Raw genomic sequence first — 13,156 nt, 5'->3', positions numbered from 1 at the left:
GACCCGCAGCACCGTCTGGGCGACACTCAGCCCGTATTCGCGCGGCGAGGTCTCGTAGTTCGCGAAGACCCCGGGCAGGGAGGGCTCCCCACTGTGGCCGGAGGCGACGTCGATCGCCGACTCCCCGTGCTCGTTGTGGGGGAGGGCCGACCGGCGGCGATAGCCCTCGACGTGCGCGCTCAGGCCGGGGGAGCCGTCCAGGGCCTCCTGGAAATCCCCGCGCGGCAGCGTCAGCACCGTACAGGCCGTCACCGCCCGGACGGAGAAATCCCACTCGCCCGGCTGCTCGGCGGCCAGCGCCTGATCACCGACGTACCCGCCGTCGGCCAGCACGCCCAGCACGGCCGGCTCTCCGTACTCGCCCTCGTGGAACTTCTCGGCCTTGCCGTGGGCGAGCAGCACCACCTCGTCCGCCGGGCGCCCGGCCTCGACCAGCAGCTCGCCGGGGCGGTACTCCCGCTGGACGAACCGCCCGGCCAGCGCCTCCAGGACCGCGGAGTCCTCGAAGCCGCGCAGCAAGGGCAGCTCGCCGAGCTCCGCCGGGATGACCCGCACCTCGGCGCCGGTCGTGAAGAACTCCACCCGGCCGTCGCCGAGCGTGTGCGTCAGCCGGCGGTTGACCCGGTACGTACCGCCGGAGAGCTGAACCCATGGCAGCAGCCGCAGGAGCCACCGCGAGGTGATCCCCTGCATCTGCGGCACGGACTTGGTCGTGGTCGCCAGATTGCGGGCGGCCTCGGTGCCCAGACTCAGCCGCCCGGGTGGATTATCCGTGCCCGCTCCGGTCTCCACTGACGTCGTCATAATCGAATGCCCACCCATCCATCACGGAAGAACCCATTGCGGAACCGTCGGGAATTCCCGCTCGCCCCCATTCGAAGCTAGCAGCGCGAATCGATGGGGGCGATCACTCAAAAGGATGGGATTGAAAGGTGATGTCAAGGTCGGATAAAAATGCCCACGCCGTTGGGGACGGGCCGTTCGGCACCGCCCGACGGATGGTTGCGCACGGTCGGCCGGGCCTCTCCCGGCTCCCGGGCGACGAGCGTCGACGAGCCGCCGCCGTCGAGGTTGAAGCCGTCGGAGGCCCCCAGCCCCTTCAACGCCTGGGCCAGCTCCAGCAGGGTCAGCCCCGGACGGTGGGCGGCGCCGCCGTCGAGCGCCAGCAGCAACAGCCGCCGCCCCCGGTCCGCCAGGCCGGCGGCCGTCCGCACGGCGGCGGTCTCCGCGTCCAGCCCCGAGACCGGCCTGCCCCCGCGCAACAGGGGGAAACCCCCGATCGCGAAGCGCAACGACCCCGAACGCCGGGGCCGCAGGTACTCGTCGACCGTCACCCGGTCACCGACCTTGAGCTTGCGCAGCTGCCGCGCCCCGTCCTCACGCCCCAGCAGCACCACCGAACCCCGCGCGACGGCGCCCCGGCCGGGCCGCTCCGCCACGGCCGTCACCTTGCCTCCGCGCACGGTCAGTTCACGGGTGTCGTCGCTGCACGGCGCGCCCCGGTCGGTGTCCGTGCCACAGGTGGCCCGCAGCCGTGACGCCGCGCCCCAGGCCGGGGTGAACGCCCCGATGCCGTCGACCGGGATCGCGTACTGATTGAAGCCGCTCAGCGGGAACTCGTCGTTCCGTGCGCGCACGGACCCCTCCAGCGTGAGCCGGTCCAGCCGGGCCGTCCGGTCCGCGCCCACGCCCAGGACGTCCTCCGTGGTGCCGCCCGACGGCATCGCCGGCCCGAACCGCTGGCCGTCCGGCACCGCCGCCTTCAGGTCGTGCCCACCCGCCACGGCCGGGCCCACCGGCGCGCCCGTGGCGTCCACCCCGGGGTGCTGCGCCTCGGCGATGTTGAAGAAGTCCCCGTTCACCCCGCCGACCGCGCCGCTGTCGGCGGCCATCCGGGACAGCCGCTCCCGGGCGCCCACCGCGCCCGGATACAGCAGGTCCACCGACACCCGCCGTTCGCGCAGATCGACCGTGAGCAGATGCCCGTACGCCGGTCCGTTCGATCCCTTCAGCGAGAACCCCCGATACGTCACTCCGGGCCCCAGCGCCGACGGCGCGCCCAGCTCCGGCGGGGAGAGATCCTCCGTGCCCGCCCATGCCGTGCCGCCCCCGACCAGCGAGACCCATGCCACCAGTACCGTCAGAACCGCGCGCACGCGGCGTCCACGTCTTCCCACTGTCTCCCCAGAGGTCCCGTCAACTCTGTCACGACGCAAGGGACTTATCCATGCCCCGAAAGAACGACAGGGAAATCTCAGGCGGCGCCCGGCGCAACTCTCGGCCCGGCTCTGTCAAACGGCCCGGTGGGCCCCGATACTCGCAAGCGTCAGCGCGCGCAGCCCGCCCCTATTCGCTCACCGAGCCACCGGGAGGCAGCCCCATGACCCGAACGCGCCGATCCGCCGTCCTCGCCCTCGGAGCCGCGCTCACCGGCTCCCTCGCCGCCCCCGCCCTCGCGGCCGCCACCCCCGCCACGCCCACGCCCCTGCCCGCGCCCACGCTCACGACGGCGGACGCCGGGCGCGGCAGGCCGCCGCTGCGCCACGCCCACGCGCACAACGACTACGAGCACCCCCACCCGCTCACCGACGCCCTCTCCCACGGTTTCAACAGCGTGGAGGCCGACATCTGGCTGGTCGGGGACGAGCTCCTCGTCGCGCACGACGCCTCCGGCCTCGACCCCGCACGCACGCTCGAATCCCTCTATCTCGACCCCCTGCTGCGCCGCGTCAGAGCCAACCGCGGCCGGGTCTACCGCGGATACGACCTGACCCTCCAGCTGCTCATCGACATCAAGACCCCGGGCGACGCCACCTACCGGGCCCTGTCGCGCCGTCTGCGCCCGTACCACCCGATGCTCACCGAGTGGTCCGGCCGACGGGTCCGCCGCGCCGCGGTGACCGCCGTCGTCTCGGGTGACCGCGGCGCCCGCGCCCCCATGGAGGCGGAGCGGACGCGTCACGCCTTCTACGACGGCCGGCTCACCGACCTCGGGGGCGCGCCCGCTTCTTTCGCGCCCCTCGTCAGCGACAACTGGGGGCAGAACTTCACCTGGCGGGGGGTGGGCCCCATGCCCGCCCGTGAGCGGGCCGCCCTGTGGCGGATCGTCGCCACCGCGCACGCGGAGGGCCGGACGGTCCGCTTCTGGGCCACGCCTGACGCGCCGGGTCCGGCGCGGGACGCGCTCTGGCGGGAGCTGCTCGCGGCCGGCGTGGACTACCTCAACACGGACGACCTGGCAGGTCTGGAGACGTTCCTGCGCGCAGCTCGTTGAGCACCCGGCACACTTCCGCGTCCCGCACCGACGGCAGCAGCATCGCGACCGCCTGCACCAGCTTGCCCAGCACGAAGGTCGTGTCGGGCGTGGCGCGCACCAGCTCCCGTACCCTCTCCGTGTCCTTCCGCCACACGGATTCGAGCAGCACTGCGACATCCGGTGCGGCCTCCTCGTCCGTCTCGACCCAACCGGGCTCGTCCGGCACCCGCTTGACGAGGTGCCGCAGCACCCGGTCGGCGACATCGGGCCGGTAGGCCTTCCGGACGGCCTCGTTGGCGATCCAGACGAGCGCGGCGACGAGGTCCCGGGCCTCTTCGGCCGCCATGGACCCGGGCAGCGAGTCGTCGAACGCCGCCTGATTGCCGTGCCGGAAGGCGAGCAGAAGGCGGGCCGCGCCCGCCTTCGCCTCGACGGCTCGTGTCCGTGTGATCTCGGCAGTCATCGGTCGAATCATACGGTTAACAGATATTTATTCCGGTAATGCCGCATCGTCGGCGGGTCGGTGGAATGTCCGGTTCAGGAGCGGATCCCGTAGCGGAACGGTCACCGCGCGGGCCGGGCCGCCGCGGCCGGGGAACGCTGGCGGTATGGCCACCCCACCAGGTCCCCCACCGGGGCCGCCTTCCGGCCCGCCGTACGGACCTCACGGGCCGTCCGGAGGCTTCGGCCCCGCCCGCCGGCCGGACCCCCCGCCCCCGTCCGGGGGAGGGCGGCGGGTGGCCACGGCCGTCGCCGCGCTGCTGGGGGTCGCGGCCCTCGCGGTGGCAGCCGTGGTGCTCCTCGCGGGCAAGGACCCCGGCGGCAGCACGCCGAGCCACAGCGCGGTGCCGACGGGGACGCCGGGCACCGCCTCATCACCCTTCCCGCTCCCCACCGGCCTACCGTCGAGCCTGCCCAGCGGTCTGCCGTCCGAGCTGCCTTCCGGCCTGCCGTCGGGGTTCCCGTCGACGCTGCCCTCGACTCTCCCGTCGGGTCTGCCGACGGACATCTTCGGGCTGTAAGGCGCACATCCTCCGCTACCAGACGGGTTTGTCGACGTCCGGTGCGCTACCGCGGCCCGTAAGGGGCGCGGGACAGTGTTGATATGCGGCTACCGCCGCGTGGGCGCGACCGGCCCCCACCGGCCCGCAGCCGCCGGACCGCGCTTCCGCCGAGTGCTTGACGGCGGCCGCTCAGTCGGCCTCTGCGAGCCGCGCCGCGAGCCGCGCGGCAACCCGCTCCGGCGCCCCCGCCGCCACCAGCCGCTCCGCGTCCTCACGCACAGTCGGCTCCCCGGGCACGGGCGTCAGCTCATGGCCTGGAGCCAGCGCCTCCGCCAGCAGTCGCCGCGCCCGGACCGCCGCCTCCCTCGCGAGGAACGCCAGGGCCTCGACGTCGAGCCCGTGCGCCTCTTCGGCCCCGTCGCCCTCACCGGCCAGGACGGGCGGCCGCCCCGCCACGTCCACCGGCGGCGGAGGATCCGGAAGCGGCGGCACGAGGCCGCGCCCCGCGAACGCCTCACGCGCCGGTATCCCCGCGGGCGGCTCGGGGGCGTGCTCAGCGGCACGCGGAGCACTGCGCGCCCGCAGCTCCTCCAGCAACTCCCCCTCCCCGCGACCCCGTAGCAGCAACAGGACGAGCGGGTCGCGGTCGAGCAGCCCGGCCACCTGATGGCACAGCGCCGTCGAATGCGGGCAGTGGTCCCACGCCCCACAGGCGCACTCGGCCTCCAGATCGCCGATGCCGGGCAGCAGGTCGACCCCCGCCGCGGCCGCGTCCTCGGCCAGGTGTGGCGGCAGCTCCCCGTCCAGCAGCGCCGCGAGGTGCTCGGGACGGTCGGCCACCACGTCCAGGAACCGGTCCCAGTCGGCCTCCGTGAACCGCTGGACCACCACGTCCGCGCGGTACGGGACGCCGTCCCGGTCCTGGACGAGCGCGGTGATCCGCCCCGGCCGCACGGACACCGCCCCGACCGCTCCCGCGCGGGCGTACCGGCGGCCGGCCTTCACCTGCTTGCCGTCCAGGGCGGAGTCCTCCAGCGCCTTGAGCCAGGCCCGGCCCCACCGGCCGGTGGCGAAGTCCCGCCCGGCCCCCAGGGGCGGGGTCGCGAAGACGCGCTCCCGCCGGTCGTGTGCCGCTGTCGTCATCGTCCGGTCCCCCTCAGTGCCACGAGCTCCGCCAGCTCGGCGTCGCTCAGTTCGGTCAGCGCGGCCTCCCCGGCGCCGCCCAGCACCGCGTCCGCGAGGGCCTGCTTGCGCACCAGCATCTCCGCGATGCGGTCCTCGACGGTGCCTTCGGCGACGAGCCGGTGCACCTGGACGGGCTGGGTCTGGCCGATGCGGTAGGCCCGGTCGGTGGCCTGGGTTTCGACCGCGGGATTCCACCAACGGTCGAAGTGCACGACATGACCGGCGCGCGTGAGGTTCAGGCCCGTGCCGGCCGCCTTCAACGACAGCAGGAAGACCGGGATCCCGCCCTCCTGGAAGCGCCGGACCAGCTCCTCCCGCCGTGCCACGGGCGTACCGCCGTGCAGCAGCGCCGTGCTCACGCCCCGCGCGGCCAGATGACGCTCCAGAAGGCGCGCCATCTGGACGTACTGGGTGAACACCAGCACGCTTCCGTCCTCGGCGAGGATGGTGTCCAGCAGCTCGTCGAGGAGCTCGACCTTGCCGGAACGCCCCTCGATCCGGGGGCCGTCGCCGCTCCCGCCGGGCTTCGCCGGGATGGGCTCCTTGAGGAACTGGGCGGGGTGGTTGCAGATCTGCTTGAGCCCGGTGAGCAGCTTGACGATCAGCCCGCGCCGTTCGAGCCCGTCCGCCTCCGCGATCTCCGCGAGGATCTCCCGCACCACGGCCTCGTACAGCCCCGCCTGTTCCCTGGTGAGCGCGACCGGGTGGTCGGTCTCGGTCTTGGGCGGCAGCTCGGGCGCGATGCCCGGGTCGGACTTGCGGCGGCGCAGCAGGAACGGGCGGACGAGCGCCGCGAGGCGCTCGGCGGCGGCCGGGTCGGTGCCGCTCTCCACGGCCCGGGCGTGGCGTCTGCGGAACCCGCCGAGCGTGCCGAGGAGCCCGGGCGTGGTCCAGTCGAGGATCGCCCACAGCTCGGACAGGTTGTTCTCGACCGGCGTGCCGGACAGCGCCACGCGTGCCTTCGCCCCGATGGTGCGCAGGGTCTTGGCGGTCGCGGAGGACGGGTTCTTGACGTGCTGGGCCTCGTCCGCGACGACCAGGCCCCAGCCGGTGCCCGCCAGCCTCGCCGCGTCCAGCCGCATCGTGCCGTAGGTGGTGAGGACGAACTCGCCCTCGCCGAGCGCGTCCAGGTCGCGGGACGTGCCGTGGAAGCGGCGGACCGGGGTGCCGGGGGCGAAACGTTCGATCTCGCGCTGCCAGTTGCCCATCAGGGAGGCCGGGCAGACCACCAGGGTGGGGCCGGCGGCTTCCGGCAGGGTCTGGCGGTGCAGATGAAGGGCGATCAGGGTGATGGTCTTGCCCAGGCCCATGTCGTCGGCCAGGCAGCCGCCGAGGCCGAGCGAGGTCATCCGGTTCAGCCAATCGAGGCCGCGCAACTGGTAGTCGCGCAGGGTGGCGGCCAGCGCGGCGGGCTGGGCGACCGGCTCCTGACGGGTCTCAGGGTCGGCGATGCGGTCGCGCAGCGCCGCCAGCCAGCCCGTCGCGCGCACCTCGACCGTCTCGTCGTCGTTCCCGGCGAGGGCGCTGCCGGTGAGCGCGACGCCCAGCGCCTCGGCGGGGGTGATCCGCCGGTCGCGCCGGGCGTGGGCGCGGCGCAGCTCCTCGGGGTCGACGAGCACCCACTGGTCGCGCAGCCGTACGACGGGGCGGCTCGCCTCGGCGAGCCGGTCCAGTTCCGCTCTCGTCAGCTCCTGGTCACCGATGGCGAAACGCCAGCCGAAGGCGAGCAGTTTGTCGGCGGACAACAGGGAGGGCATGCCCGAGCGGTGCCCGGGCGCGTCGTCCTCGTCCGGTGGGCCGACGACGGCGCGGGCGGTGAGCTCGCGGACCAGGTCCTTGGGCCAGTGGACCTCGACGCCTGCGGCGTCCAGCGCCCGGGCGGCCGTGCCGAGGAGCTCCCCGGTCTCCTCGTCGGCGAGGTCGACGGCGGTGGGCACCGCGGCCGACACCAGGGGCGAGAGCGCGGGCCAGGCGTGGGCGGCGCGCCGCAGGGCGCGCAGCGCGTTCATGCGGGCGCCGCCGAGCGCGCGGCCCGCCGGGGACGCGCCGGACCACACGTCGGCGGCGTCGGCGACCAGCGCCGGGTCGGAGAGGCTGTGCAGCTGCGGCACGGCCCGGAAGCGGGGGCGGAGCTCGTCGTCCGTCCCGCCGGACCCCGTCGGCGCGAGGACCTCGACGCGCAGGGACAGCCGTACGGCCGTGTCGTACCCGGTGGCCCAGGCGCGTGCGGCGGGCACGCGTTGGGGCTCGGGGGCGGCGAAGGGGCGGCCGCCCGCGGCGAGGGCGGCGGCGGGGGAGCGGGGCAGGCCGTCGGCGACGGCGTCGAGGAAGGACCGGACGAGCCCCTCGGGTTCGGGCAGCAGGGGCGTCCCGCCGCCCGGCAGCGGCACGGCGTGTGCCGTGGGCGGCATGGCCGCGGCGAGTTCCTGGACACGGCGGGTGTCGTCCGGGGTGAGCGGTCCGGTCCGCCAGGTGTCGTGGTCGGTGCCGGTCAGCCCGGGCAGCAGCTTGCCGCGCGCGGCGAACTGGAGGGCGAGGACGGCGACGGCGCCCCAGAAGGCGGCCGTCTCGTCGGCCCGGGCGGCCCGGGCGCGGGTGAGGACGGGGACGGCGTCGCGCACGGGCAGCACGTTCGCCCGGACGGTCGTCGTGGTCACGTCGTCGCCGTCGGGGACGGCGACGGTCAGCTCCTCGACGGCGCCACCCGCCAGGGGCGGAGTGCCGTCCGGGAGCCAGAAGGCGACCCGCCCGGTGCGGGCGGGGTCCCCGGGGAGGAAGACCGCCTGACAGCGGGCGAGCAGGGAGACGTCGGAGGGTGTCGCGGCAGAGAGCGGAGTCACAGCGCTGCGCATTCCTCAAATTTGACTAGTGCGGGCTTCGGAGCGGCCGAGGGTACAGGAGGCGCACGACAGGCGAGAGGATTCCACGGGTGAGCCGCGTCACGCTCCTCCACTCTCCTCCACGCGGGCCGACGTACGCTGAAACCGTTCGGCAGCCGTCGTGAAGGAGGCACGGACATGACCAACAGGGCGAAGGTCGCCGTGGGCGGTGTGGCGGTGGGGGTGGTCCTGCTGTGGCTGCTGCCCTTCTGGGCGGCGCTGCTGGTGATCGTCGGCATCCCCCTCGGCGCCTACCTGCTGTTGGACCCGTCGCAGCGCACGCGGCTGCGCAGGGTCTCCCGCAAACAACTGGACCGCTAGGGGCACGGTGGCCGTTAAGGGGCGACCGTCATGGGGCGCGGCGACCGTCAGGGGCGAGCGGTGAACGCGGGGGCGAGCGCCGCCTCCGTCAGCAGCCGCGCGCGGCCGGAGCCGTCGGCCGGGACGGTCCACAGATCGGAGCCGTAGTCGCCGGGCAGGGAGTACACGAGCGTGTGCCCGTCCCGCCAGACCGCCTGGTCGTCGACGCTCCGCCGCTCCGCCGTGGCGGTCTCGCGCAGGGTGCGCAGGTCCAGGACGTACAGCCGCCAGGGCGCGTCGGGCGACACGCCCTCGACACGCTTCTTGTACGCGACGCGCGTCCCGTCGGGGGACAGGGAGGGACATTCGACGTTCTCGTGGAGGGCGCGCAGCGTCCGCTCCGATCGGTCCCCGCGCACCAGATAGGTCTTGCCGCCCGTGGCGACGGTGGCGTAGAAGTGCCCGGCGTCGGCGAAGGTGACGCCCCAGACGTTGAGGTCCGCCGCCCGGTGGGGGCGGCCGTCCAGGACGAACCGGTAGGTCTCCAGATCCCGGTCCAGTTCCCCCGTGCGGACGTCCAGGACCGAGGTGCGGGTGGAGAAGGCGGTGCCCGCGTAGGAGTCGCCGCTGACGAAGACCGTCCAGGCCGCGGCGCGCCCGTCGGGGGAGACCCGCGCGCGGGTGGGGATGCCCGCCAGGTCGTAGCGGCGCAGCGGGCGCAGGCGCGCGTCGAGCACCACCGCCCGGTAGACGTCCCGCAGGCCGCTGCGCGCCGACTGGAGGCAGATGCCCGTGCCCGCCGCCGTGTGGAAGCGCAGACAGCGGACTCCGGAGGACGTGCGGGCACCGGCCGGGTCGGCGTCGGAGACCGAGACGATCTCGTCGCGGTGCGGTCCCCAGGCCATGTTCCGGAAGACGTCGCGGCCCGGGGCGTCGAGGGTGACCGCGCCGGGCCGTACGGGCGGGCCGCCCGCCCGGGGCCGGTCCTTCTCCGCCGCCCGGTCGGCGGCGTGCAGGGTGGCGCCGACCGCGACCCCCGTCAGGAGGAGGACGGCCGCGAGCAGGATCAGCAGTCGGTGGGTGCGGTTCATCCGGTTCGGGTTCTCCGGTTCGAGTTTCTCCGGTTCGGGTTCATCCGGTTCAACGGGCGGGCTCCGGTGGGACGTCGGCGGGCGGGGGTCGCAGCAGGGCGGCACTGGCGGCGGCGGAGACGAGGAGGCCGGTGGCCGCCGCGCCCAGCGCCGTGCGGTCGCCCCACGCCGTCCAGGCCGCGCCGAAGGCGATCGAGCAGACGAAGCGCGCCGCGGCCTGACCGGTCTGGACGACCGCGAGTCCGCTGCCCCGGATCTCCCGGGGCACGGCGTCGGCGGTCGCGGCGGCCAGTACCCCGTCGGTGGCGGCGTAGAACGTGCCGTGCAGGGTGAGAACGGCGCAGGCCAGGGCGGGCGAGCTCCCCAGGGGCGCGAGCAGCAGCCCGTACGCGCCGAGGAGCGCGAGATGGCCGCAGAGGAACAGCCTGCGCCTGCCGATGCGGTCGGCGACCGCGCCGAGCGGCACCGCCAGCAGGAGGAACGCCGTGGCGGTGCCCAGGGGCAGCAGCGGGAACCACGCCTCGGTGACGGCGAGGCGGCGCTGGAGGGTGAGGTAGAGGAAGGAGTCGCTGACGGTGGTCAGTCCGAGGAGCACCGCGCAGGCGGTGAGCCGGCGGACCCCGGGGCGGCGCAGGAGGGCCCGGAGCGGAGTCCGCTCGTCGGGGCGGAGCCCTGGACCGCCGGGGTACGCAGGTTTGCCGAGGCTCGTGGGTTCGTCGGGGCGGGCGGGAACGAACAGCCAGAGGACGAGCACGCCCAGGGCCGCCACGCAGCCGCTGACCGTGAAGACCGCGTCGTACCCCTCGGCGGCGGTCCGCAGGACGAGGAAGGCCAGGAGGGGGCCGAGCAGCGCCCCGGCGGTGTCCATGGCCCGGTGCACGCCGAACGCCCGGCCCCGGTCGGCGGGTTCGCAGGCCAGCGAGATCATGGCGTCGCGCGGTGCGGTGCGCAGCCCCTTGCCCGTGCGGTCGGCCGCCAGGACGGCGCCGATCAGCGGGACGCCGTGCACGACGAGCAACAGCGGTTTGCACAGGGCGGAGAGACCGTAACCGAGGACGGCCACGGTCTTGTGCCCGCCGTCGCGGCGGTCGGCGAGCCGGCCGCCGACGAGGCGCACGAGCGCGCTGACGCCGTTGTAGAGGCCGTCCAACAGCCCGAAGCCGAGCGGGGACAGGCCCAGCCCGGCGACCAGATAGAGCGGCAGGACGGCGCTGACCATCTCCGAGGAGACGTCGGTGACCAGGCTGACGGTGCCGAGGGCGAACACCGTGGCGGGCACGGCGGCCCGCCGGCCGGGAGCGGGGTTCCGGCCGGCGGTGCCGGTGGTGGTGCGACGGTCCGCGAGATACACGGTCAGCTGTTCCAGACGCCGGTGATGTCCTTGCCGTTCGCGGCGTTCCCGGCGTGCGGGAGACCGTACATGGTCTCCAGGGTGCGCAGTACGTCGTAGTGGTTGTACGTGGTGTCGGAGGTGGAGCCGGGCTTGACCTGCTGGCCGTAGAGGACGGTGGGGATCCGGTTGCCGCTGAGGCGGTTGTCCTCGTCGAAGGTGATCAGCAGCAGACTGTTGTGGGTCTTGGCCCAGTCCGCGTAGGACTTGAGGTTGTTCTTCAGCCAAGTGTCGCCGGTGCCGATGGAGCAGTCGTGCATGTCGCTGCACATGTTCGGCACGATGAAGGAGACCGTGGGAAGGGTGGTGTAGTCCTTCGGGAAGGCGCCGAAGGTGTGCGCGGTGCTGGTGGGGACGTTGCCGAAGCCGAACCATGGGTTGTGCTTCTGGCGGTACTTGCCGCTCTCGCAGGTCGTGGAGCCCTCGGCGGGCAGGGACTCGTTGTAGCTGGCCCAGGACTTGCCCGCGGCGAGCAGCTCCGAGCCGAGGTTGGGCTCCTCGCTGAAGCCGGGATCGACGCAGCTGTCGTCGGTGACGCCCTGGGTGTCGCCGGAGAACAGTGCGTAGTAGTTGGGCTGGCTGGGGTGGGTCTCGGCGTAGGAGGCGGTCAGGTTCGCGCCGCCGGCCGCCAGAGAGTTGATGTACGGGGCGCTGGAGCTGCCCATGACCTGGTCGTAGGCGTGGTTCTCGAAGACGACGACCACGACGTGGTCGGGTGTGGGAACGGCCGGCGCGGCGGTGGAGTCCGAGGCCCACAGGCCGAGGGAGGTGACGGCGAGGCCGAAGGCCGTGGCGAGGGCGAGGGAGTGGCGGCGGTGGAGTCGGAGACGGCGGCGGTGGGGACGACGGGCGGGACTGGCTGCGGCGGGCACGAGCTCCTCCGGGCGAAGCGGTATCGGTGGGGGTGTGAGCCGAGTGCGCTGGCAGCGTAGGGCGGCGCGCGGTGGCATGTACACGACTTCAACATGACGAATCCGGGAACGCCTGCCGAGCGGAGCGCGACAGGCGCCACCTCGGAGGGTGCCTGACGTCAGGCGGCAGGGAGTCCCAGGAGGGTGCGGGCCACCGTCTGGGGGGATTCGTCGCGCTCGCGCGCGAGGGCTATGACGGCGCGGCACGCGAGCTCGTTCACGCCGAAGCTGAGGGCTTCCGGCGAGACCCAGCGCGCCGCCTCCATGCTTTTGTCGTAGTCGTTCTCGGCGCAGGCGGTGACATATGACGCTGCGGCCTCGAAGAGATTGTGCTGCCGGCTCACCAGCGGCCGTGGCGCCGGTGCCCGTCGGGCCTCTTCCGAGTGCCTGCGGAGTTTGTTGAACACGCGGATCACCTGCCCCCGTGAGCGGCAAATTCCTGCGGTCGTTCAAGTGTGCCCCGTGGGCACGGATTTGAACCTCCGGATAATGCGACGGTGTCCGTGGGATGAAGGCTTGTTTGCTCATTTTCCGCGTCATGTCCGCATCCTGTGTCAACTGGCGAACGGATGCGCATCGGAGGGGAGGGTGGGTTGCCCGGAGCGCGGAGGTGGGCAAGGCTTGCACGGCGGTTACGGGGAATTGCCGAACGGGGAGGCGGGGCATGGGAATCGGTAAGGAACTCGACTCGATGCTGGACGAGCTGGCCGAGGGGGGCGGTGGGATACGCCACGCATTGGTGCTGTCCAACGATGGGCTTGTGACGGGAGCGAGCGCGAGTCTGACGAGAGAGGAGGCCGAACACCTGGCGGCGGTCGCCTCCGGACTCCACAGTCTCGCCAGAGGAACGGGCCGGCAATTCCGGGCGGGCGGCGTGCGCCAGACCATGGTCGAATTCGATCGGGGCGTGTTGTTCGTGACGGCCGCCGACGAGGAGAGCTGCCTGTGCGTACTCGGTGAGGCCGAGGCCGACATCGGCCGGATCGCCTACGAGATGACCTTGCTGGCCAACCGCATCGGGGGCCGGAGCCGCTGACTCCGGCCGGCGGCACATCGCTGATCAGGGGGGGGGGCCGCGTGTCCGCCAGGGTTATCCACAGGCTCGACGGGGTGTCGCACCCCACCGCTATTGTCGTCACT

Annotated in this window: 13 protein-coding genes; 4 read left to right on the top strand and 9 right to left on the bottom strand. The window is 73.5% G+C overall.

All coding sequences use genetic code 11. The features are described 5' to 3' along the window. Window positions 1–804: cyclic nucleotide-binding domain-containing protein (locus ACX9I7_RS26605; RefSeq protein ID WP_459388758.1), on the bottom strand; the 804-nt coding region annotated here is incomplete at its 3' end. 134 nt (window positions 805–938) lie between these two features. Then, a complete protein-coding gene (locus ACX9I7_RS26600; protein WP_387567899.1) occupies window positions 939–2,156 on the bottom strand; it encodes a phosphodiester glycosidase family protein in 1,218 nt (405 codons plus the stop codon). 224 nt (window positions 2,157–2,380) lie between these two features. Between ACX9I7_RS26600 and ACX9I7_RS26595 the strand changes: the two genes are divergently transcribed. Next, window positions 2,381–3,274 (top strand): phosphatidylinositol-specific phospholipase C/glycerophosphodiester phosphodiesterase family protein, encoded by an 894-nt coding sequence (locus tag ACX9I7_RS26595; protein ID WP_459388757.1) that lies wholly within the window; start codon window positions 2,381–2,383, stop codon window positions 3,272–3,274. On the opposite strand, the gene ACX9I7_RS26590 is transcribed toward ACX9I7_RS26595, so the two are convergent. Then, entirely contained in the window at window positions 3,222–3,719 is a 498-nt protein-coding gene (locus tag ACX9I7_RS26590; protein WP_459388756.1) for a hypothetical protein, read from the bottom strand. The two genes, ACX9I7_RS26595 and ACX9I7_RS26590, sit on opposite strands and share 53 nt — an antisense overlap. 274 nt (window positions 3,720–3,993) lie before the next feature. On the opposite strand from ACX9I7_RS26590, the gene ACX9I7_RS26585 reads away from it, so the two are divergent. Beyond that, window positions 3,994–4,278 carry a hypothetical protein gene (locus ACX9I7_RS26585; RefSeq protein WP_459388755.1) on the top strand — a complete coding sequence of 95 codons (285 nt, stop codon included), beginning with the start codon at window positions 3,994–3,996 and terminating at the stop codon, window positions 4,276–4,278. Window positions 4,279–4,449: 171 nt separating this feature from the next. Here ACX9I7_RS26585 and ACX9I7_RS26580 read toward each other — a convergent pair whose 3' ends face one another. Further along, on the bottom strand, window positions 4,450–5,403 hold the full coding sequence (locus ACX9I7_RS26580) for an SWIM zinc finger family protein (RefSeq protein WP_459388754.1): 954 nt from the start codon (window positions 5,401–5,403) through the stop codon (window positions 4,450–4,452). After that, window positions 5,400–8,297, bottom strand: a complete 2,898-nt coding sequence (locus ACX9I7_RS26575; RefSeq protein WP_459388753.1) for a DEAD/DEAH box helicase — start codon at window positions 8,295–8,297, stop codon at window positions 5,400–5,402. Before ACX9I7_RS26575 ends, ACX9I7_RS26580 begins: the two co-directional genes overlap by 4 nt. 165 nt (window positions 8,298–8,462) lie before the next feature. On the opposite strand from ACX9I7_RS26575, the gene ACX9I7_RS26570 reads away from it, so the two are divergent. Further along, on the top strand, window positions 8,463–8,645 hold the full coding sequence (locus ACX9I7_RS26570; RefSeq protein WP_189447876.1) for a hypothetical protein: 183 nt from the start codon (window positions 8,463–8,465) through the stop codon (window positions 8,643–8,645). 47 nt (window positions 8,646–8,692) lie between these two features. On the opposite strand, the gene ACX9I7_RS26565 is transcribed toward ACX9I7_RS26570, so the two are convergent. The 4 genes from ACX9I7_RS26565 to ACX9I7_RS26550 form a co-directional block, all read right to left on the bottom strand. Beyond that, window positions 8,693–9,715 carry a TolB-like translocation protein gene (locus ACX9I7_RS26565; RefSeq protein WP_459388752.1) on the bottom strand — a complete coding sequence of 341 codons (1,023 nt, stop codon included), beginning with the start codon at window positions 9,713–9,715 and terminating at the stop codon, window positions 8,693–8,695. 49 nt (window positions 9,716–9,764) lie between these two features. After that, on the bottom strand, window positions 9,765–11,066 hold the full coding sequence (locus ACX9I7_RS26560; protein ID WP_387567919.1) for an MFS transporter: 1,302 nt from the start codon (window positions 11,064–11,066) through the stop codon (window positions 9,765–9,767). 2 nt (window positions 11,067–11,068) lie between these two features. Beyond that, a complete protein-coding gene (locus ACX9I7_RS26555) occupies window positions 11,069–11,977 on the bottom strand; it encodes an alkaline phosphatase family protein (protein WP_387567922.1) in 909 nt (302 codons plus the stop codon). 158 nt (window positions 11,978–12,135) lie between these two features. Further along, complete coding sequence (locus ACX9I7_RS26550) at window positions 12,136–12,363, bottom strand: hypothetical protein (RefSeq protein WP_459388760.1); 228 nt, start codon at window positions 12,361–12,363, stop codon at window positions 12,136–12,138. A 317-nt stretch (window positions 12,364–12,680) separates the two neighbouring features. Here ACX9I7_RS26550 and ACX9I7_RS26545 point away from each other — a divergent pair, with 317 nt between their 5' ends. Continuing rightward, window positions 12,681–13,052: a roadblock/LC7 domain-containing protein gene (locus ACX9I7_RS26545; RefSeq protein WP_126917086.1), complete on the top strand. Its 372-nt coding sequence runs from the start codon at window positions 12,681–12,683 to the stop codon at window positions 13,050–13,052. Window positions 13,053–13,156: the final 104 nt, after the last annotated feature.

Source organism: Streptomyces sp. L500 (assembly GCF_054551825.1).
This window is presented reverse-complemented; position numbering and strand designations above follow the sequence as displayed.

Coding starts and splice junctions, on each gene's coding strand:
- ACX9I7_RS26575 (WP_459388753.1), bottom strand. CDS start 8,297: ATGCGCAGCGCTGTGACTCCGCTCTCTGCCGCGACACCCTCCGACGTC.
- ACX9I7_RS26580 (WP_459388754.1), bottom strand. CDS start 5,403: ATGACGACAGCGGCACACGACCGGCGGGAGCGCGTCTTCGCGACCCCG.
- ACX9I7_RS26545 (WP_126917086.1), top strand. CDS start 12,681: ATGGGAATCGGTAAGGAACTCGACTCGATGCTGGACGAGCTGGCCGAG.
- ACX9I7_RS26595 (WP_459388757.1), top strand. CDS start 2,381: ATGACCCGAACGCGCCGATCCGCCGTCCTCGCCCTCGGAGCCGCGCTC.
- ACX9I7_RS26565 (WP_459388752.1), bottom strand. CDS start 9,715: ATGAACCGCACCCACCGACTGCTGATCCTGCTCGCGGCCGTCCTCCTC.
- ACX9I7_RS26590 (WP_459388756.1), bottom strand. CDS start 3,719: ATGACTGCCGAGATCACACGGACACGAGCCGTCGAGGCGAAGGCGGGC.
- ACX9I7_RS26570 (WP_189447876.1), top strand. CDS start 8,463: ATGACCAACAGGGCGAAGGTCGCCGTGGGCGGTGTGGCGGTGGGGGTG.